Raw genomic sequence first — 19105 nt, 5'->3', positions numbered from 1 at the left:
GACCTCCATCAAAGGACGCAGTGCGCGCTCATTTCCCGCGCTCTGCGCCGGTCGAGTGGCGAAACCTGCCCTTCAGCGCAGATCCTTGGCGAAGCAGTTCGACAGCGGCAGAACATGGTACGGGGAGAATTAGGCACAACCACCTGGGACGACGAGCACGCCGACGGCGCCGAGCCCGAGATGCACCGCCAGCGCGGGGCCGAATTCGGCGACGATGAGTTCGCGGATGCCCGGAATGCGTTCGCGCAGCTGGCCCGCGATGGTGTGCGCGGCATCCTCGGCGCCGAGGTGCTGCACGCCCACCGCCGCGCCGTCGTCACCGGCCGCGCCGACGGCCGCGGCCACGAGTTTCGTGTACGCCTTGGAGCGGGTGCGGACCTTCTCGCGCAGTTCGAGCCGGCCTTCGACGATGTGCAGCAGCGGCTTGGTGACCAACTCGGTCCCGAAGAACGCCGCCGCCGACGACAGCCTGCCGCCGCGGCGCAGCTGCTCGGTGCGATTGACCAGGATGAACGTCCGGGCGCGCGCGGAGGCGGCGACCGCCGCGTCGTAGACGACGTCCAGCGGCGCCCCGGCCCGCGCCCGCCGGGCGGCGGCCAATGCGGGCAGCCCGGTGGCCAGCCCGGCGCCCAGGGAATCGACCAAGCGGACCCGATCGGCGGCATCCATGTCGCGAACGGCCTGCCGACCTGCCTCCCAGGTCCCGGACAACTGCCGCGAAAGGTGCACCGCCACAACGCCGTCGCCGCCGCTGCGCTCCAACGCCTGCTCGTACACCACGCGCAGCTCGCCGGGTGAGGCGGCCGAGGTGGTCACGGTGTCGGCGGCGTAATCGATGTCGACCGGGTCAACACCCTCCCTGATCGCCCGGTCACCGATCAGCACGTGCAGTGGGACGACGGCGATATCCAGCTCGTGGAGGTGTTCGGCAGGGAGGCTGGCGGACGAATCGGTGACGACCACGACGGCCACGGACTACCGAACCTCCTGCAGGGTCTTCACCATCGCGTTGGCCACGGCCGTGTGCCCCGCCCAGCCCCAATGGATGCCGTCCGGGTTGGCCTCACCGGAGAAGACGTTGTCGCGCACGGCGTCAGCCAAGTCGACCAACGGCACCGAGGTTCGCTCCGACCAGGCTTGCACCGCCGCGACAGCGCGCGGCCGACCGGAGTGCACGCGTCCGTAGGCATCGCAGTTGTGCACCGAGGGCAGCACCGCGACGACCGGCAGATCAGGGCGCAGCTGCGCCAGCGCGGTGCGGGACTGTTCCAGGTAGTCGACGCTCACCGTCGGCGGAAGGGCTACGGGGCGGCCGAGTTTCGCCAGTTTCGGCTGCAACCAGTTGTAGGTGGCGCGGACGATGCGGCGCAGGGCGGGCGGGCGCACGTAGCGGATCAGCTCACGCAGCGCGGTCGGCAGCGGCGACGGCAGCGTGTCCATGCCGCCGACGGCGAACACCACCGCACCGGCGCGCGGCACCGCGGCCCACACCCGTGGATCGCCGATCAGCGCCCAGTAGGCGTCGCGGCAGGTCCAGCCGATACGCGCGACCAGCTCGACATCCCAATCCAATTCGGCGGCCACCAGGTTCGGCCAGATCCGCGGATCATCGGCGGGCAGGCCGCCCTTCGGGCCGAAATAGGAGAGCGAGTCGGCGATCACCAGCAGCACCGGACGCGCGGTCGCATCCGGCTTGTCGGCCTCGTCGGCCACCAGTTCCGTGCTGAGAGACGCGGAGTCGGCCGCTACAGCGGGCGCGGAGGCTTCGGAGGTCTCGGCCGCCACGGCGTCGGCCGATTCGGCTGCCGCGGTCGAGGACTCGACCAATTCGCCGGTCAACGCGGGTGATCCGGCAGGCGCCGGGGTATCGGAAGTCTCTACGGCCACGGCGTCGCCGGATTCGGCTGCCACCGAGGCGGATTCGACCACTACGCCGGTCAGCGCGGGTGATTCGGCAAGCGCGGACACGTCATCGATAGTGACGGCGACCGACTCGCTGCCCATCACCGAGGCTTCGGAGTCGTCCTCGGCCGTTCCGGCCGACGCGGAGCCGTCGTCCTCGGCCGCACCGGTAGACGCGGGCCCGTCGCTATCGCCGACCGCGGAATCGACACCGCCGGATCGCGCGACGACGGGCTCGACATCGGCACCGGCACGAGCATCCTGCTCCACCCCGGTGGCGGCTGCCGCGGATACCACCGCCACCGATCGATCGTCCTCCGCGTCTCCTCCGTCGGCTTCCTCGGCGGGCGACTCGGCCGGGCCGCTGGATTCCCCCGCGCCCGAGGACGCCGCCTCGGCCTGCGCTCCGGGTTCGCGCGCCACCGATGGCGGGCCGCCGAACAACGCGTCCGGCAGCTGCCGCTCGGCCTTCGCCGACACCTTACGGAACAGTTCGTCCGGGACCGATCTGATCGGCTCTTCAGAGGACATCTGGTGCTACCTTCGCCGCTGCGTTCCACACATCCAGACGCCAGCCGGGCTGTTCGATGCTCGGGCCGTGACTGCTCAGCTGCACCCAACTGGTGTTGGCCAATCCTCCTAGGATCGGCCAGTTCTGCGGCGGCAGGTCGAGCAGCGCGGCCGTGAGGGCGGCGATCAGCCCGCCGTGCGCCACCAGGATGATAGTCCGGCCGGGCCAGTCTTGCCGGTCGGCCAGCAACTCTCGAACAACCGGCAGGGATCGCGCGCCGACCTCGAGCTTGCTCTCGCCGTTCGGCGGTGTGTAGCTCGCGTCCAGCCGCCACGCCATGCGCGCACCCGGATAGTCCGCGTCCACCTCCAGGTGGGTGAGTCCCTCCCAGTCGCCGAGGTTGGTCTCCCGCAGCCTGGTATCCGGCACGACGGTGAGGCCGGTGTGGTCGGCCAAAGCGGTCGCGGTGTCGAAGGCCCGGCGCAGATCCGAAGAGTGAATCGCGATGGCATTGCGCGAAACCAATTCCCGGGCGGCTTCTTTGGCCTGCCTGCGACCGAGTTCGGTGAGATCGGTGTCGATCTGGCCCTGCATCCGGTCGGTGGCGTTCCATTCGGTCTGCCCGTGGCGCAACAGAATCAGAGTGCGCACGCCGGCATGTCTGCTCACGACTCCGCCTCGCCGGCGCTCGGCTCCGTCGTACGCAGCCGCGCGCTGTGCCTTTGCTTCACTCGCTGACGCTCACTCACGACCGCGCTCGTCCTCCGTCGCCGCGGCGCGGCCCTGGGGTCCGGGCCCGGTGACGCCTTCGACCGGCACGACCGGGCAATCCTTCCAGAGGCGTTCCAGCGCATAGAAATTGCGCTCGTCATTGTGCTGGATGTGCACCACGACGTCGACGTAGTCCAGCAGCGCCCAGCGGCCTTCGCGGGTGCCCTCGCGCCGGACCGGCTTGTGCCCGGCGGCGCGCAGCTTCTCTTCCACGTTGTCGACGATGGCGTTCACCTGACGCTCGTTGGGCGCGGACGCGATCACGAAGCAGTCCGTGATCACCAGCTGCTCCGACACGTCCAGCACCACCACGTCGGACGCCAGCTTCTCGTCGGCGGCCCGCGCGGCGACCTGGGCGATCTCGACCGACTCCACCGACGCACTCATCTCCGCACCTCGCCGGCGCTCGACCTCATGGCCGCACCTTTGCGCTCGCTCACGCTCAGCTACCTTCCGCTGCTCCGGGCACATACAGGTGCCGCTTCGATATGTACTGCACCACCCCGTCGGGGACGAGGTACCACACCGGCCGGTTCTCGGCGGCGCGGCGACGGCATTCGCTCGATGAGATCGCCAACGCGGGGATTTCGATCATGGTCACCGCATCGGCCGGAAGATCTCGCAGATGGTCCTCGAGATGATCGGTGTTCAGCTCGTACCCCGGACGGCTCACCCCGACGAACTTCGCCAGTTCGAACAGTTCCGCCCAATCCTGCCATGTCAGGATGCTGGCCAGCGCGTCCGCACCGGTGATGAAGTACAGCTGCGCGTCGGGATACTGCGCTTGCATCTCGCGCAGTGTGTCGACGGTGTAGGTGACCTTGCCGCGGTCGATGTCCGCGCGGCTGACCGAAAACCGCGGATTGGACGCGGTGGCGATCACGGTCATCAGGTAGCGGTCCTCAGCCGGGCTGACCCGATCGTGTGACTTCTGCCACGGCTGCCCGGTCGGGACGAAGATCACTTCGTCCAGCTCGAAGCGATGGGCGACCTCGCTGGCGGCGACCAGATGCCCGTGGTGGATGGGGTCGAACGTGCCGCCCATCACCCCGAGCTTGCGGCCGCGCCGACCTGTCTCGTGCATGACTGCCGAGCTTAACGGGTCGCCTCGGGCCGGTCAGCAGGGCGGACGCCAACTGGCGACGCCCGCCCGCACACCGACCCGCGAGGGCTCGACGCTAACCGGCGGACTCCGGGACGCCGCTCAACTCCAGCATGCGAGCCAGGTGAGCGCGGGTGCGTGCGAGTTCATCGGCCGCCTCCGCCGACTGCTCGGCCAGCGCGGCCAGCTCACCGATCAGCGCCCGCATGGCCGAGAGCCAAGGTCCGGGACCGGCGCCGCCGGACACCTGGAGCCAGGCCGCCGACCGCAGACAGCGCGCCCGCGCCGCCACCTCACCCAGCCGTGCCCACGATTCGGCCGCGCGGTGGTAGGCCGCCACGGCCTCCTCGTCCTGCCCGCAGTGCTCCAGCGCGGTGGCGGCCGACCACGCGAGCTGAGCGTGCAGCGTCGACCGCTCCGGATCGTGCTCGACCAGGCGGGCCCCGTCGAGGAAGTGGTGCGCGGCCTCGCGGTGCCGGTTCAGCGCGGTCAGCGATCGGCCGAACTGCTTGCGGACCATGGCCAGTTCGGCTGCCGGATAAGGTATCTCGGCGCTGGCGAGCGCCTGTTCGAACAGGGCGACCGCCTCGCCGTGGCGGTCGGCGCGGTGGAACGCGCGGGCGGCGACCAAGGTGTGGTGCAGCACGTCCGGTTCGGACAGCCCTTCCCAGCGAGCGGCGGCACGCACGGCGGCGTCGGCGAGGTCGAGCGCGCGGTCCGGTTGGCTCGCGATGGCGATGACCAGCTGCGCACCCAGCCGGGCGGCCTCCGCTCGCGGCAACACCGGCGCGCCGAGTGCCAGGGCCTCCCGCAGGTGGGCCTCCGCCTCCTCGGGTGCGTTGCCGAGCCGGGCGGCGCCGAGTTCGGCGAGCCGCCGCACCTCGGCGGTCAGATCACCGGAGAGCTCCACGGGAGCCGCGTACAGGGCGTTCGCCGCCCGGGGCAACCGGCTGCGCAGGCCGAGCGGCAGCCCGTCCAGCAGTGGTCGCGCGGCGAGCCGGGCGGCCGTGCGCAGGCCGACCGCGCTGTTGCCGTTGCGGGCGTCGTAGCGGGCGCACAGCGCGCCGATCTCGACTTCGAGATCCGCGCGGACCGACTCCACGGTCCCGGACGCGAGCGGGAGATCGCCCAACCGCAGTGCCACCAGCCTGCGCAGCAGCACGCACACGCCGGTCGCGAACGCCAGCCGTGCGGCGGCGTCGGCACCCGGGTCGGTGAGCCAGCTCGCGTGTTCGGCCAGGATCTCCAGCCCGCGCGCCTCGTTTCCGGTCAGTGCGCAGAACTCGGCGTGCAGCGCCACCGATGCTCGGAGGTCCTCGGCGTGCCGGACCAGGGGGTAACCGGTCAGATGCGCGTTGCGTGCGGCGGCGACGCGACCGGTGCGCACCAGCGGAAGCAATGCCTCGGCCAGCACCCGGTGCGGTTCTTCGGCGCAGGTCCGGTCGCCGTCGAGCACGGGCTGCCACTGCGCGAGGCCTGCCTCGTCGTCGCCGAGTGCCACGCTGGCCGTGCCCCATTCGTTGCGCTCGCAGGCGTCGCAGTCGGACATGCTGTCGCGCGGGGCTGCCATCGCCGCCTCCAGCCACTCGGTGGCGGCCACGCTGTCCCCGGTCTTGCGTGCGAGTTCGGCGCGCAGCGCCAGCACCGGGCGCAGGCTGTATCCGCGCTGGCGAAAGCGGTTGTCGAGTTCGTCGAACCAACGGTGAACCGTGGGCAGCGGAATCGATGGGTTGTCGATCATCCCCCAGGTCATCCACTTCAGATGCCAGTGCACCGAATGGGTCATCGGTCCCAGCTCGACGGGGTGATCGTCGTAGATGCGCAGCAGCCTGCCATAGGCGACCGGCACCAGATCGCGTTCCCCCGCCAAGGTGTACGACTTGGCCAGTTCCAGCAGCACACGGCCTTCGAGCGCGCGGTCCGGTCCCGCTTTCGCGGCCGCGGCCAGCGTTTCGAGTCGCTCGTTGCGCATGCGGCCGTGCGGTAGCGCGGCGACCTGCGCCAACTCCGTGGTGATCGTGGCGGTGTCCATGCTCACTCGGCCCCTTCGCCGCCGTGCGTAGCCCAGCCGAGGAATTCGCCGAAGGCGCGGTTGAGCAGTGCCGTGTCGGCCGCGCTGAGCGGGCGATGGGTCATCAGGAGGGCTTGGCCGTACAGCGATTCCACCGCCGTCTTCAGCAACCCCGGGTCGTCGATGCGGGCCAGTCTGCGCACGATCGGGCTGTGGTAGTTCAGGACGAGCTGAGCACGTGGCGCGGCGGCCGCTAGAGCGCCGAGGATCTCGGTCCACAATTCGTCCGCGCCTTCGGCGGTCTGCGCCCTGGCTCGTTCCGTGCGGGCGGCGCGTCCATCGAGGTAGAGCGCAGGCACCGATACCGGATGGAAGGCCCGGACGATCACGTCGCACGACAGCGGGTCGAGTACGGTGCGCGCCAGTGTGAGCACCGGCACGAGCGCCAGCTCTTCGGCCGGGTCGACCGGATCGAGCGCCGCGGTGATCGCCTCGGCGTCGAGCTCGACCACCTCGACGCCGCGCACCAGCCGCGGCAGCAGCGCGACCAGCTCGCGGTCGTAGGCGTAGCCGCCGTTGACGACGCCGATACCTTGCGCGGCGGCGGTCGAGGCCACCTGGCGGAACTCCTCGACCGTCGAGGTCACCCGCACCGTGCGATGGCTGCGGGCGAACTCGGTCAGCGGCACGCGTCCGTCGGTGGTCTCGAAAGTCAAGTGCGGCAGCATGATACGGAGCAGATCGACCGAATGCCTGGCCATCGCCTTCACCCCGAGCGCGTGCACCGACAGGAACGCGGCCAGCCGCCGCGGCTGCTCGACGGCGATCTCGGTGAGCCAGTCCCTGATCTGGTCGCCGAGCACCTCCCGGACGACGGCCAGCCGGTCGTCCTCGTAGAGCGCTTCCCGCGACGCGGTGGGCCGCAGCGTGTCGGTGTCGATCACACAGCGCACGAAGAACGCCCAGTCCGGCAGCACGCCGCGCACCGCGTCCCCCAGCAGCATCCCCTTCAGGTACACCCGGTGCGCACTGCTCTCGGTCGGGTTTCCTGGCTGGGAGAGCACATAGGCCACGCCGCGCACCCCGGCCGGACCGGCATCGAGTTCGATCGCGTCGAGCGGCGGGAAGCCCAGCGTCCGGCGACCGTACTCGAGCAAGGCGGCTCTTCGGTCCTCCGCGGTCGGATACGTGCGCCGCCATACCGGAACGCCGTCGGTGACCGACTCCACGACACCATCGGATTCCACGGTCACCTGGTAGGGCAGCAGCGACCCGAATTCGCGCGCCAGATCGATCACCCGCCGCGGCTGGAACCATGCTCGAGCCCCGCCGCGCGGGGTGAGCCACACCGTGGTGCCCGGCTCCGGATACTCATCGGGATCGAGGGTGCGCACCATGTACGTGCCGTCGGCGGCGGCCAGCCACTCGACCGGCGGGGCCGTGGTGTCGGTGGCGGATCGGGTGACCACGCGGATGGTCTCGGCGACCGTGAAGCAGGCCAGCAGCCCGATGCCGAACTGGCCGAGGAATTCTCGCCGTGCGCCTTCGATGTCGTCACGCTTGGACGAGCGGCCGATGGTGGCCAGGAACCGGTGGACATCGGACTCGGTCAGACCGACGCCGGGATCGCTGATGCGCAGGCCGGACTCGTCCACAACGAGCCGAATCACGGGATACGCCAACGCCTCTCGGCTGGCGCGGGCTGTAACCGCGTCGACGGCGTTCTGCAACAGCTCACGCAGATAGACCCGTGGACCAGAGTAGAGGTGATGGGAGAGCAGATCGACGATCCCACGCAGATCGACCTGGAACGAATAACTGTTGTCTACCGCCGCCGGACCTCGGGGCGTTCTGTTCACCATGGGTGCCGATCTTGTCGGTGTGCGCCAAAGGTTCGCTTAACGAACGCTTTTCGGTCATTGCGATGCATGTCAGCGTCGCACGATCGCCTCGGACGACAGGTCGACCGGCCGGCACATCCGTCGGCCGCGACCGTACCCGCGGATATGGTTCCCGCTGGAAGCGTTGAACATTCAAACCGCAGCAGCCCAGGCGAATCGCCGGTGTTGCCGACGCGAGCGGCCACAGCCGACACCCGTTGTTAGGGTCTGCAACTGCAGGCGGCAAGGCGCCTGCCCGGGGCGACCGACGTCCACCCGGACACAGCTCGATCACCCGGACGAATGACCAATCCAAGCTGTGCACACTTCGATTCGAAGGAGGACATCGTGCGATTCGTCAAAGCAGGTGCCATCGCCGTGGCACTGGCCTGTTCGACAGTCGCCGGCGCGGGCGCGGCGCAGGCCGACCAGACCATCGTCGTGAACGTGGAACTGCTGAGCTGCGCCCTCGAGGCCGGAGTGGACTTGGGGGCGAATGTCGGCCTCGGCCTCATCACCGTCTCCGAGGAGGTGTACGCCGAACTCCACGCCGCCGGCTGCCTGCACTGAGTCCATCGGGCCCGTCCGGCCCGTCGCAAGCCTGCGACGGGCCGGACGGCCTTCCCGCTGCCGTTGGCTCAGACGGTGGGGCGCTTGGACTTCGGTAGTTTGCGCACGATCGCTTCGTAGGACAGGTCGACCAGCTCGTACAGTTCGTCATCCGGGATCGTGCCCGCGAGCCGGATGGTGTTCCAGCCGTACCGGCCGATGTATGCCGACGTCGCCACGTCGTCCGGATACACCCGGACCAGTTCGTCGGCCTCCTCGCGGGTACGTCCGCATTTCAGGCCGACCGAGGTATCCCCGAGAAATGCGAATATCTTGTCGCCGACCTTGGCGACGACATCGCCCTCCCAGGGCTCGTCCTGCCAGGCGCCCGGCTTGGCCAGGCAGTACGTCAGCAGTGCGGCGTCGTCCATGCACAGTCTCCTACACCGGCAGCAGCCGGGACACGACCGCGGTGAGCTGCTTGGCCGAGCGGCATTCGTGCATCTCGATCACCTCGCGGTACTTGTCCGCGGCGGAATCACCGGTGCCCCACTGATCGCGTCGTTCCGGATTCAGCCAGTGTGCGTGCTTGGCGACCGAGACGAGCGACCGCAGTGTGGCCAGTTCCGGGTCACGGTAATTCGTGCGGGCGTCGCCGAGGATGAGCAGCGAACTGCGACTGGTGACGGCGTCCGGGTAGTCCCTGGCGAACCCGGCCAGCGCCTGGCCGTAGTCGGAGTGCCCGTCGAAGCCTGCCACGTTCGCCTCGCTGAAGATCCTGGTCATCGCCCGGTCCAGCTGGGTGCGCGGATCGAAGAACCGGGTCACCTCGTCGACCTGGTCGACGAACGCGAAGATCCGCACCCGGGAGAACTGTTCGCGCAACGCGCTCACCAGCAGCAGGGTGAAGTTGCTGAAACCGGCCACCGAGCCGGAGACATCACACAGCAGCACCAGTTCCGGGCGGCCGGGCCGCGGCTTGCGGTTCACCAGATCGATCGGCACGCCACCGGTCGACATGGATCTGCGCAGGGTGCGGCGCAGATCGATCTCGCCGCGGCGGGCGTGCCTGCGCCGCGCGGCCAGGCGCGAGGCCAGGATGCGGGCCAGACGCTGGGTGCCGCGTTTGAGTTCGGCGAGTTCGGCCTCGGAGGCCCGCAGGAAATCGACCTCCTCGGCTTGGCGGGCAACGCCGTAGCCGGCCACCCGCTCGCGGCCGATCCGTTCGGCGACGCGACGCCTGGTCTCGGCCTCGACCGTCGCGCGGAAGTCGGCGATGCGCTGCCGACCGACACGGCGGGCGATCTCCATATCGAAATCACTGGTGTCGGGTCCGGCCCCCAGTCCGGCCAGAATCTTGGCCAGCAAGGTCTGTGGCTGTACCTCTTTCAGCGCTTTGTACGCCGAAAACGACGAGTGGCTGGCGGCCTGGTACTGACCGAGCTGCTCGACCAGCTGTGCGGCCAGGGCTTCCAGCTGCCCGGTCGCTTCCTGGGTGAGCAGTTCGGCGAGCAGCTCACGCAACGCCGGGATGTCCACCTCGCCGGACAGCATGCGAGGAATCTCGACCTCGTCCGCCGCCGCGGTGCGTTCCCCCAACGCGGCTGGGAACCACAGGTCGAACAGCCCGTCGAAGGTCGCGCGGTGCGTAGTGCGCCGCAGCAGCGCGCAGGCCAGGCCTTCGCGCAGGACCTCGCGGTCCATCAGGTCGAGGACGGTCACCACGCGGCCCGCGTCCACCGTCTCGGAGGGGCCGACCGGAATCCCGCGTGCCCGCAGCGCCTCCACGAATCCGACCAGATGGCCGGGCAGTCCGTGCGGCGCGCTCAGCGACGCGATATCCGCAGGGACCGATCCCGCCGCCATGGCTCAGGCCAGCTTCAGTTCGGCCAGCGCACGCTGGTGATCGCTCTGGTGCTTCAGCACGACGCCGAGGGTGGCGCGGACGGTCGTGTCGTCCAGATCGCGCAGGCCGAGCGCGAGCAGCGTGCGGCCCCAATCGATCGACTCGGCGACCGAGGGCAGCTTCTTCAGCTGCATACCGCGCAGCACGTGCACGATCCGCACCAGCTGCGCGGCAACCGCGGCGGACAGCTCGGGCACCCGGCTGGCCAGGATGCGCCGCTCCAGTTCCTCGTCCGGGAAGTCCAGGTGCAGGTAGAGGCAGCGGCGCTTGAGCGCCTCGGACAGGTCGCGGGTGGCGTTCGAGGTGAGCACCACGAACGGCTTGCGGCTGGCGGTGATGGTGCCCAGTTCCGGCACGGTTACCGCGAAGTCGCTGAGCACCTCCAGCAGGAGGCCCTCGATTTCGATGTCGGCCTTGTCGGTCTCATCGATCAGCAGCACCGTGGGATCGGTGCGCCGGATGGCGGTGAGCAGTGGCCGCGACAGCAGGAATTCCTCGGTGAAGACGTCGGCCTTCGTCTCCTGCCAGTCGTTCTCGCTGGAGGCCTGGATGCGCAGGATCTGCTTGGCGTGGTTCCACTCGTACAGCGCGCGGGCCTCGTCGACGCCCTCGTAACACTGCAACCGGACCAGCTCGGCGCCCGAGGTCTGCGCGACCGCGCGCGCCAACTCGGTCTTGCCGACGCCCGCCGGTCCCTCGATCAGCAGCGGCTTGCCGAGCCGGTCGGCGAGGAACACCGACGTGGCGGTGGCCTTGTCCGCCAGGTACCCCGTGCTCGCCAAACGCTCGATCACATCGTCCACCGATGCGAAGACCGGTTCCTGAACCGTACTGTCCGACACCACCCCGTACCTTTCTTCCGAACCCATCCTCACGGTACGGCAGTGCCACTGTGGCGTCGTCCGCGGCCGGTGTGGGTCAGACGGGCCGGATCTGGCCTTCGCCCCAGACGATCCACTTCGTCGAGGTCAGTTCCGGCAGCGCCATCGGGCCGCGGGCGTGCAGCTTCTGGGTCGAGATGCCGATCTCGGCGCCGAAGCCGAACTGCTCACCGTCGGTGAACGCGGTGGAGGCGTTCACCATGACGGCGGCGGCGTCGACACGGCTGGTGAACTCGCGCGCGGCGGACACGTCGCCGGTGACGATGGCCTCGGTGTGGCCGGTGCCCCAGGTGTTGATGTGCTCCACCGCCGCGTCCAGGTCGTCGACAACCTTCAGCGCGATGTCCAGGGTGAGGTATTCCTCGCCCCAATCGGCGTCGGTGGCGGGAACCTGACCGGGCAGGTCGCCGTGGATGGTGACGTTGTGCCGCTGCAGAGCCTCGGTGAGCTTCGGCAGCGCGGTGTCGGCGATCGCCGCGTCGATCAGGACGGTCTCGGCCGCGTTGCACACGCTGGGACGGCGGGTCTTGGCGTTGATCAGGATCTGCTCGGCCATGTCCAGATCGGCGGCGGCGTGCACGTAGACGTGGCAGTTGCCGGTGCCGGTCTCGATGGTGGGCACCTGCGCGTCGCGGACGACCGCGTTGATCAGCCCGGCGCCGCCACGCGGAATGACGACGTCGACCAGGCCGCGGGCCTGGATCAGATGGGTGACGCTGGAGCGGTCCTGGCTCGGCAGCAGTTGCACGGCGTCGGCCGGGATGTCCTGCGCAACCAGCGATTCGCGCAGCACGGCGACGAGCGCGGCGTTGGAGCGGGCGGCCGAGGACGAGCCGCGCAGCAGGGCGGCGTTGCCGGACTTGAGCGCGAGCCCGAACGCATCGACCGTGACGTTCGGCCTGGCCTCGTACACCATGCCGACCACACCGAGCGGCACGCGTACCTGCTTGATCTCCAGGCCGTTCGGCAACGTGGAGCCGCGGACGACCACGCCGACCGGATCGGGCAGCCCGGCCACCTGGCGCAGTCCGGAGGCGATGCCGTCGATCCGGGCCTTGGTCAACCGCAACCGGTCGAGCAGCGACTCCTCGGTGCCCGCGGCCTGCGCTGCGGCGATGTCCTCGGCGTTGGCGGCGAGCACCCGGTCGGCGGCGGCCAGCAGCGCGTCGGCGGCGGCGTGCAGCGCGTCGTTCTTCCGCGCGGTCGTCAGCCGCGCCAGCGTCCGCGACGCGACTCGGGCCTTGCGCGCGGCCTCGTGCACCACCTCACGGACATCCGGCTGGGTCGTCATTCCTACCGTCATGGGTACAGCCTACGCACCGGCGGCACTGCCGATTCCACCTGCTGGGCCACGCCGGCATCCGGTCGGCAACTATGGCCGCGAGAAGCACGATGGCCGCGAGAAGCACGCCGCAAATCGCTGTCGGCCGCGTGCGCGTTGGTGTGCTCGGCCGGTTGATGGCCGCAGGGCGGCGCGATCGGAGGAAAACCGGCCAGCGCCGCCGGTGCCGGATAGTCGAACGTCGCGGTCGTGGACAACGGGCCGTTGGTGGGCGACTCGGGACTTCCCGGCACCGCAGTGCGATCATCAGCGGTCGGTGAGCCGAGGTCGGTGATCACGGTGCGTCCCGCAACTGCTTCCACCACTCCCCGGGCACCTCGTTGCGTGGCGGAGTGGGGCGAGAATGCGGACGGTCGGACACGCGGCTACGTGCACGGCGTGGGTTCGGCGACTACCGTCCGGCGTCATGACGGCCGAATCGGACGCTCCGGCGATCGTGGTGCTCGGCAGCATCAACATGGACCTGGTGACCACCACCGCGCGGCGGCCCGTTCCCGGAGAGACGGTGCTGGGCACGAGCTTCGCCATGGTGCCGGGCGGGAAAGGCGCCAATCAGGCCATCGCGGCGCGGCGAGCCGGCGCGGCGGTGCGATTCCTCGGGGCGGTCGGCGACGATGTGTTCGCCGCCGAACTGCGCAGAACCCTCACGGATTCCGCCGTGGCCGTCGACGGGCTGCGCACCGTGGCCGGACCGAGTGGCATCGCCACGATCATTGTCGACAGCGACGGCGAGAACAGCATCATCGTCGTCGGCGGCGCCAACGCGCGGATGACCGAGCTCACCGAGGACGACCTGGCGGCCATCGCAGCGGCCGATGTCCTGGTGTGTCAGTTGGAGATTCCCATCGACACGGTGGCCGCCGCCGCGCGCCACGCCCGCGCGCACGCCACGACCGTCCTGCTGAATCCCTCGCCGGTCCGCCGTCTGCCCGCCGAGCTGTGGGCCGATGTGGATGTGGCCGTGGTGAATTCGGGTGAAGCCGAACAGCTACGCGACGACCTCGAGCCGGTTCCGCACGTGGTGGTGACGCGTGGGGCGGCAGGCGCGGACTATCGCGGGCCGGGCGATACGCGGCTGTCGTGCCGCAGCCCGCGAGTGGACGTCGTCGACACCACCGGGGCGGGCGACGCGTTCACCGGCGCGCTGGCCGCCGCCTGGCACCGCGGCCCGGAATGGGCGCTGACCTGGGCCTGCGCTGCCGGTGCGCTGGCGACGACCACGCTGGGCGCGAGCAGCTCGCTGCCGACCCGAGAAGAGATCACCGCCGCACTGGTCGCCGAATAAGGACGTGCGCGCCTCGGCTCCCGGTGCGCCCGAACCGATATCGTGGTACCCATGGCCACGCCGGATCGCATCCCCGCCGACGGCGACACCGCGCTGACCGACCAGCTGGACGCGTCCATGATCGTGTTGAGCTTCGTCGACAACGCGGGCATCACCCGGGTGAAAGCGGTGCCCAAACAGCGGCTCGACCTCGCATCCTGGTACGGGGTCGGCGTGTCCCCGTGCTTCGAGACCTTCGCCTTCGACGACCTGATGACGGTCGGGCGCTATCTCGGCGGTCCCGACGGGGATCTGCGCCTCGTCCCTGATCTGTCCAAGTTGACCGAACTGGCCTGCCAGCCCGGCTGGGCGTGGGCGCCGGCCGACAAGTACACCCAGGACGGTGCCCGCTTCGTCGCCTGCCAGCGCCACTTCGCGGCCCGGCAGGCGGAGACGGCCCGTGCGGCTGGGCTGGGGTTGTCCATGGCCTTCGAGACCGAATGGTCCGTGGGCCGGGCCGACGACACGGACGGCTTCACACCCGCCGTCCACGGCCCCGCCTACGGCATCGTGCGGCTCGGGCAGGTCGCCGAGTACGCCGCCGACCTGGTCGCGGCGCTGGACCGGCAGGGTGTCGCGGTGGCCCAGTTCCACCCGGAATACGCACCCGGCCAACTGGAATTGTCGGTGGAGCCGTCCGAGCCGGTCACCGCCGCGGACGAGGCCGTCCTGGTCCGGCACACGATCCGTCAGGTGAGCGCGCAGCACGGCTGGCGCGCGCTGCTGGCGCCATGCATCGAACCGGGCGGCGCCGGGTCCGGAGCACACCTGCATCTGTCCGTGCACGACGACGAGGGGCCCCTGCTCTCGGGCGGTGACGGTCCGCACGGGATGCGGCGCACCGGCGAGGCGTTCTTGGCGGGCGTGCTGCGTGAACTGCCCGCGCTGGTCGCGGTCGGCGCGGGCAATCCGGCGAGCTTTCTGCGGCTGGAGCCCTCACGCTGGGCCGGGGTGTGGCAGTGCTGGGGTCGCGAGACCAGAGAGGCAGCGCTGCGCTTCATCACCGGGGTGCGCGGCACCGAGGGGTGGGCGGCCAACGCCGAGGTCAAGTGCTTCGACGCGACCGGCAATCCGTACCTGATCGTCGGCTCGGTGATCGCGGCCGGGCTCGCCGGCATCGCCGAACAGTTGCACTTGCCTGCCGAAATCACCGGGGACCCGGTATCTTTCGATGCCGAAGCCCGCAGGATGTCCGACGTGCGCCGACTGCCGACCACACCGGCCGAGGCCGCCGAGCACCTCGCCGCATCCCGGGTACTCGCCAGCGCGATGGGCGCCGAGCTGCACGATGCGCTGCTCACCGTGCGCCGCGCGGAAGCCGAGCGATACGCCGACGCGAGCGCCGAAGAAATCGTCGCCCGCACGCGTTGGCGGTTCTGACGTGCTCACCGACGACGTGCCGCTGACCGACCACCACTGTCACGGCGTCGACATCGGCACGCTGGATCGTCCCGGTTTCGAGCGCCTGCTCGGCGAAGGCGCGCGGGGCAGTTTCGATTCCGCGATCGGGCTCGCGGTGCGCCGCTGGTGCGCGCCCGCGCTCGACCTGCCCGCGCACGTCGGCCCGGACGTCTATCTGCGCCATCGCGCCCAGCTCGGAGCAGGGGAAGCCGCCGCGCGGCTGCTGCGCGCCGCAGGCGTGACCCGATGGTTCCTGGACACCGGAATCGGCGGTGGAACAGCGGATTTCGCCGCTCTGGTGGACGGAGACGTGCACGAAGTCGTGCGCCTGGAAGAGGTCGCCGAACAGGTCATCGCGCAGGTCGGCGCGGTATCGGGCGTCTACGACCGGATCGAAGCCGAGCTGCGTGCGCGTGCCACCACCGCCGCCGGGTTCAAGACGATCGTCGCCTACCGGTGCGGCTTGGATTTTCCGCCGCGGGATCACCCGCCGACCAGTTTCGCGCCCGAACACCGGCTCACCGATCCGCATGTGCTCGGCTGGCTGGTCGGGCTCGGCGCGCGGATCGGGGCCGAGCTCGGCCTTCCCCTGCAATTCCACACCGGGTTCGGCGACCCCGACCTCCACCTGCGGCACAGCGACCCGCTGCTGCTCACCGACTTCCTGCGCCGGACGGCGGGCAAAGGGCTCTCGGTGATGCTGCTGCACTGCTGGCCGTTCCATCGCCATGCCGCCTACCTCGCTCACCTCTTCGACCACGTCCACGTGGATCTGGGCCTCACCATCCCGTATGTGGGGCACCGCGCCGCGGCGGTCCTCGCGGAGACACTGGAACTCGCCCCGTTCCGGGCGCTGTGCTACTCCTCGGACGGCTACGGGCTGCCGGAATTGCACTACCTGGGCGCCCTGCTCTGGCGACGCGGACTCGGCACGCTGATGGACGAGTGGATCGCCGCCGACGTGATCACCACCGCCGACGCGGAAGCCCTGGTCACGGCCATCGCGCACGGGAATGCCGAGCGCGTCTACCGCACGGCGCTCGACCAGGTCACCGGCTGAAAAATCGGACCGTCCGGTCGGTCGATATTCGGGTGCATCCGCCGCTCTCGGTCCCTACCGTTGATGGTGAGAAACCAACGAGAGGATCGAGACCATGTTTCCCGTCGAGCTGCGCGGCACCAAGGCGCAGACGCTCATGTGGGCCCACGAGCACGAGGTCGATCAGGCCGCGCTCCGGCAGCTGCGCAATATCGCCGCGCTGAAATGGGTCCACGGCGTCCGCGTGATGCCGGACGTGCACCTCGGCAAGGGGGCCACGGTCGGCTCGGTGATCGCGATGAAGGACGCGGTGTCGCCCGCCGCGGTCGGGGTGGACATCGGCTGCGGCATGGAGAGCGTCCGCACCGACCTCACCGCGGCCGACCTGCCCGACAACCTGCACTCGCTGCGCTCGCGGATCGAGGCGGCGGTGCCGGTCGGGTTCCAGGCCCACCACGACCCGGTCGATGTCACCAGGCTCGGCACCCAGGTCGCCGGGCTCGGCGTGAGCACCGCGACGCTGCGCGCGGGCTGGGACCGCTTCTGGGGTTCCTTCGACGCGCTCGACGAGCACGTGCAGTTCCGGGAGTTCAAGGCGCACAAGCAGATGGGCACGCTCGGTGGCGGCAATCACTTCATCGAGGTCTGCCTGGACCAGGACGACCGGGTGTGGATCCTGCTGCACTCCGGCAGCCGCAACATCGGCAAGGAACTCGCCGAGCGGCACATGACGATCGCGCGAACGCTGCCGCACAACGTCGACCTGCCCGACCGTGATCTGGCGGTCTTCGTCTCCGGCACGCCGGAGATGGAGGCGTACCGGCGCGACCTCACCTGGGCGCAGGAGTACGCCGCGCGCAACCGCGCGGTCATGCTCGCCCTGGTCTGCCGCGCGGTCGGCGCCGAATTCGCCGGGCGCGGAGTGCGTTTCGAGCAGCCGATCTCATGTCACCACAACTATGTGGCGGAGGAACTCATCGATGGTGTGCCGATGCTGGTGACCCGGAAGGGCGCCGTGCGCGCGGGCGAGGGCGATCTCGCGCTCATCCCGGGCTCGATGGGCACCCGCTCGTATGTGGTGCGCGGCAAGGGAAATCCGGCTTCGTTCCAGTCGGCCTCGCATGGCGCGGGACGGCGGATGAGTCGCAATGCGGCGAAGAAGCAGTTCACCGTCGCCGATCTCATCGCCCAGACCGAGGGCGTCGAGTCGCGCAAGGATGCGGGCGTGGTCGACGAGATCCCCGCTGCGTACAAGGACATCGACGAGGTCATCGCGGCACAGCGTGACCTGGTCGACGTCGTCGCGACACTGCACCAGGTGCTCTGCGTCAAGGGGTGACGGCCAGGTAGTTCCGCGCCGGGCGATCACGTTCGCCCGGCGCGGATTCCGCGTTCACCGCCGCCGCAGAGTGGCGGCGAGACCCACCCCGCCGTCGGAAGCGATTCGCGGCGAATGCGCCGTGGACCGTACCTATCGGTCTGGATTACCTGCCGATCTTCTCGTTACCATCGGATATGCCCTGGCGGCCCTCGTTCTTCTCATCCGCTCCGGAATCGGACCCGGCGGCCGGTCCCCCGGAGATCGGTGGTGTACGGCGCTCGTTCGTCACCGCGCGCGGCGTCCGCTTCCACGTCACCGAGGCGGGTCCCGCCGACGGACGCGCCGTGCTCGCGCTGCACGGCTGGCCACAGCACCATTACGCGTACCGCCACCTGCTCGCCGATCCACCGGACGGACTGCGGATCATCGCGCCGGACTTGCCCGGGTACGGCTGGTCCGGTCCCGCGCCACACCGGTGGGCCAAGGAGGACGTCGCCTCCGACCTGCTGGCTCTGCTGGACGCGCTCGGCCTCGACCGCGTCCTGCTGGTCGGGCACGACTGGGGCGGCTACGTAGGTCACCTGCTCGTGCTGCGAGCGCCGGAACGATTCGACGCGCTGCTCGCGCTGAACATCGCCCATCCCTGGCAGACGCCGCGCGGTTTCCTCCCGCACGCTTGGCGGTTCCTGGTCTACCAGCCACCGATCGCGGCGTTCGGCACGTACCTGCACCAGCGCACCCGCTTCCTGGAACGGCTCATCTTCGCCGGTGCCGTGCGCAACCGCGACCAGTTCGGACCCGAGGTGGTCCACGCGTACGCCGACCGCTTCCGCGACCCGGTCTGCGCCCGAGCCGCGACCGATACCTACCGCACTTTCCTGCTGCGCGAAGTCCCCCGGTCCGCCGTACGGGGCGAACAACGCCGAGCAACCGTGCCGATCCACGCGCTGTTCGGTGTCGCCGACGCCGCGATCCATCCCGCGCTCGCGTCGGAGAAGACGGCGCGCGCCGACGACTACCGCCTCGAACTGGTCCAGAACTGTGGCCACTTCATCGCCGAGGAACGGCCCGACCTGGTCCGGGCCCGACTGGTAGAGCTGGCCGCAAGGACCGTCAGGCGCGGGCCTACGGGCAGCCTCGGCGGCTGACAGCGTTCCGGCGGACC

General features: G+C 70.0%; 18 protein-coding genes. 6 read left to right on the top strand and 12 right to left on the bottom strand.

From position 1 onward, the window contains the following. Positions 1–129: 129 nt before the first annotated feature. The 7 genes from ACWPXK_RS31155 to ACWPXK_RS31125 all read right to left on the bottom strand — a co-directional run bounded on the left by ACWPXK_RS31155 (position 130) and on the right by ACWPXK_RS31125 (position 8159). A complete protein-coding gene (locus ACWPXK_RS31155; protein WP_454199739.1) occupies positions 130–972 on the bottom strand; it encodes a DegV family protein in 843 nt (280 codons plus the stop codon). A 3-nt stretch (positions 973–975) separates the two neighbouring features. After that, complete coding sequence (octT, locus tag ACWPXK_RS31150) at positions 976–1713, bottom strand: diglucosylglycerate octanoyltransferase (RefSeq protein ID WP_454199801.1); 738 nt, start codon at positions 1711–1713, stop codon at positions 976–978. Positions 1714–2422: 709 nt separating this feature from the next. Then, the gene (locus ACWPXK_RS31145; RefSeq protein WP_454199738.1) at positions 2423–3082 is read right to left on the bottom strand and encodes a histidine phosphatase family protein; all 660 of its coding nucleotides are present in this window, start codon (positions 3080–3082) and stop codon (positions 2423–2425) included. A 72-nt stretch (positions 3083–3154) separates the two neighbouring features. Beyond that, positions 3155–3571, bottom strand: coding sequence for a ribosome silencing factor (gene rsfS, locus ACWPXK_RS31140; protein ID WP_454199737.1), 417 nt, complete (start codon positions 3569–3571; stop codon positions 3155–3157). 55 nt (positions 3572–3626) lie between these two features. Next, a complete protein-coding gene (gene nadD / locus ACWPXK_RS31135) occupies positions 3627–4268 on the bottom strand; it encodes a nicotinate-nucleotide adenylyltransferase (RefSeq protein ID WP_454199736.1) in 642 nt (213 codons plus the stop codon). 94 nt (positions 4269–4362) lie between these two features. Then, the gene (locus ACWPXK_RS31130; protein ID WP_454199800.1) at positions 4363–6318 is read right to left on the bottom strand and encodes a hypothetical protein; all 1956 of its coding nucleotides are present in this window, start codon (positions 6316–6318) and stop codon (positions 4363–4365) included. 2 nt (positions 6319–6320) lie between these two features. Continuing rightward, entirely contained in the window at positions 6321–8159 is a 1839-nt protein-coding gene (locus ACWPXK_RS31125; RefSeq protein WP_454199735.1) for an HSP90 family protein, read from the bottom strand. 366 nt (positions 8160–8525) lie between these two features. Here ACWPXK_RS31125 and ACWPXK_RS31120 point away from each other — a divergent pair, with 366 nt between their 5' ends. After that, complete coding sequence (locus ACWPXK_RS31120) at positions 8526–8747, top strand: hypothetical protein (protein WP_454199734.1); 222 nt, start codon at positions 8526–8528, stop codon at positions 8745–8747. Positions 8748–8815: 68 nt separating this feature from the next. Here the strand turns inward: ACWPXK_RS31120 and ACWPXK_RS31115 are convergent, their stop codons facing one another. Genes ACWPXK_RS31115 through ACWPXK_RS31095 form a run of 5 tightly spaced genes read right to left on the bottom strand, consistent with a single transcriptional unit; the run spans position 8816 to position 13160 of the window. Next, a complete protein-coding gene (locus tag ACWPXK_RS31115) occupies positions 8816–9157 on the bottom strand; it encodes an MmcQ/YjbR family DNA-binding protein (protein ID WP_454199733.1) in 342 nt (113 codons plus the stop codon). A 10-nt stretch (positions 9158–9167) separates the two neighbouring features. After that, a complete protein-coding gene (locus ACWPXK_RS31110; RefSeq protein WP_454199732.1) occupies positions 9168–10592 on the bottom strand; it encodes a vWA domain-containing protein in 1425 nt (474 codons plus the stop codon). A 3-nt stretch (positions 10593–10595) separates the two neighbouring features. After that, a complete protein-coding gene (locus tag ACWPXK_RS31105) occupies positions 10596–11501 on the bottom strand; it encodes an AAA family ATPase (protein ID WP_364327616.1) in 906 nt (301 codons plus the stop codon). Between the two features lie 49 nt (positions 11502–11550). After that, a complete protein-coding gene (locus ACWPXK_RS31100; protein ID WP_454199731.1) occupies positions 11551–12816 on the bottom strand; it encodes a glutamate-5-semialdehyde dehydrogenase in 1266 nt (421 codons plus the stop codon). Further along, the gene (locus ACWPXK_RS31095; protein ID WP_454199730.1) at positions 12813–13160 is read right to left on the bottom strand and encodes a hypothetical protein; all 348 of its coding nucleotides are present in this window, start codon (positions 13158–13160) and stop codon (positions 12813–12815) included. Before ACWPXK_RS31095 ends, ACWPXK_RS31100 begins: the two co-directional genes overlap by 4 nt. 101 nt (positions 13161–13261) lie before the next feature. Between ACWPXK_RS31095 and ACWPXK_RS31090 the strand changes: the two genes are divergently transcribed. The 5 genes from ACWPXK_RS31090 (at position 13262) to ACWPXK_RS31070 (ending at position 19088) form a co-directional block, all read left to right on the top strand. Beyond that, positions 13262–14140 (top strand): ribokinase, encoded by an 879-nt coding sequence (locus ACWPXK_RS31090; protein ID WP_454199729.1) that lies wholly within the window; start codon positions 13262–13264, stop codon positions 14138–14140. 51 nt (positions 14141–14191) lie between these two features. Continuing rightward, entirely contained in the window at positions 14192–15559 is a 1368-nt protein-coding gene (locus tag ACWPXK_RS31085) for a glutamine synthetase (RefSeq protein WP_454199728.1), read from the top strand. Between the two features lies 1 nt (position 15560). Continuing rightward, a complete protein-coding gene (locus ACWPXK_RS31080) occupies positions 15561–16640 on the top strand; it encodes an amidohydrolase family protein (protein ID WP_454199727.1) in 1080 nt (359 codons plus the stop codon). A gap of 94 nt (positions 16641–16734) precedes the next feature. Further along, positions 16735–17958, top strand: coding sequence for an RtcB family protein (locus ACWPXK_RS31075; protein ID WP_454199726.1), 1224 nt, complete (start codon positions 16735–16737; stop codon positions 17956–17958). Between the two features lie 176 nt (positions 17959–18134). Next, entirely contained in the window at positions 18135–19088 is a 954-nt protein-coding gene (locus ACWPXK_RS31070) for an alpha/beta fold hydrolase (protein WP_454199725.1), read from the top strand. Positions 19089–19105: the final 17 nt, after the last annotated feature.

Source organism: Nocardia sp. Marseille-Q1738 (assembly GCF_965283145.1).
Note: the sequence above shows the minus strand (reverse complement) of the source record. Positions and strands in the feature narration are given on the sequence as shown.

What these genes read in the sequence shown, in the direction of transcription:
- nadD (WP_454199736.1), bottom strand. Translation starts at nt 4,268, where the DNA reads ATGCACGAGACAGGTCGGCGCGGCCGCAAGCTCGGGGTGATGGGCGGC.
- rsfS (WP_454199737.1), bottom strand. Translation starts at nt 3,571, where the DNA reads ATGAGTGCGTCGGTGGAGTCGGTCGAGATCGCCCAGGTCGCCGCGCGG.
- ACWPXK_RS31130 (WP_454199800.1), bottom strand. Translation starts at nt 6,318, where the DNA reads ATGGACACCGCCACGATCACCACGGAGTTGGCGCAGGTCGCCGCGCTA.
- ACWPXK_RS31070 (WP_454199725.1), top strand. Translation starts at nt 18,135, where the DNA reads ATGCCCTGGCGGCCCTCGTTCTTCTCATCCGCTCCGGAATCGGACCCG.
- ACWPXK_RS31110 (WP_454199732.1), bottom strand. Translation starts at nt 10,592, where the DNA reads ATGGCGGCGGGATCGGTCCCTGCGGATATCGCGTCGCTGAGCGCGCCG.
- ACWPXK_RS31100 (WP_454199731.1), bottom strand. Translation starts at nt 12,816, where the DNA reads ATGACGGTAGGAATGACGACCCAGCCGGATGTCCGTGAGGTGGTGCAC.
- ACWPXK_RS31085 (WP_454199728.1), top strand. Translation starts at nt 14,192, where the DNA reads ATGGCCACGCCGGATCGCATCCCCGCCGACGGCGACACCGCGCTGACC.
- ACWPXK_RS31075 (WP_454199726.1), top strand. Translation starts at nt 16,735, where the DNA reads ATGTTTCCCGTCGAGCTGCGCGGCACCAAGGCGCAGACGCTCATGTGG.
- ACWPXK_RS31125 (WP_454199735.1), bottom strand. Translation starts at nt 8,159, where the DNA reads ATGGTGAACAGAACGCCCCGAGGTCCGGCGGCGGTAGACAACAGTTAT.
- ACWPXK_RS31105 (WP_364327616.1), bottom strand. Translation starts at nt 11,501, where the DNA reads ATGGGTTCGGAAGAAAGGTACGGGGTGGTGTCGGACAGTACGGTTCAG.
- ACWPXK_RS31090 (WP_454199729.1), top strand. Translation starts at nt 13,262, where the DNA reads ATGACGGCCGAATCGGACGCTCCGGCGATCGTGGTGCTCGGCAGCATC.
- ACWPXK_RS31115 (WP_454199733.1), bottom strand. Translation starts at nt 9,157, where the DNA reads ATGGACGACGCCGCACTGCTGACGTACTGCCTGGCCAAGCCGGGCGCC.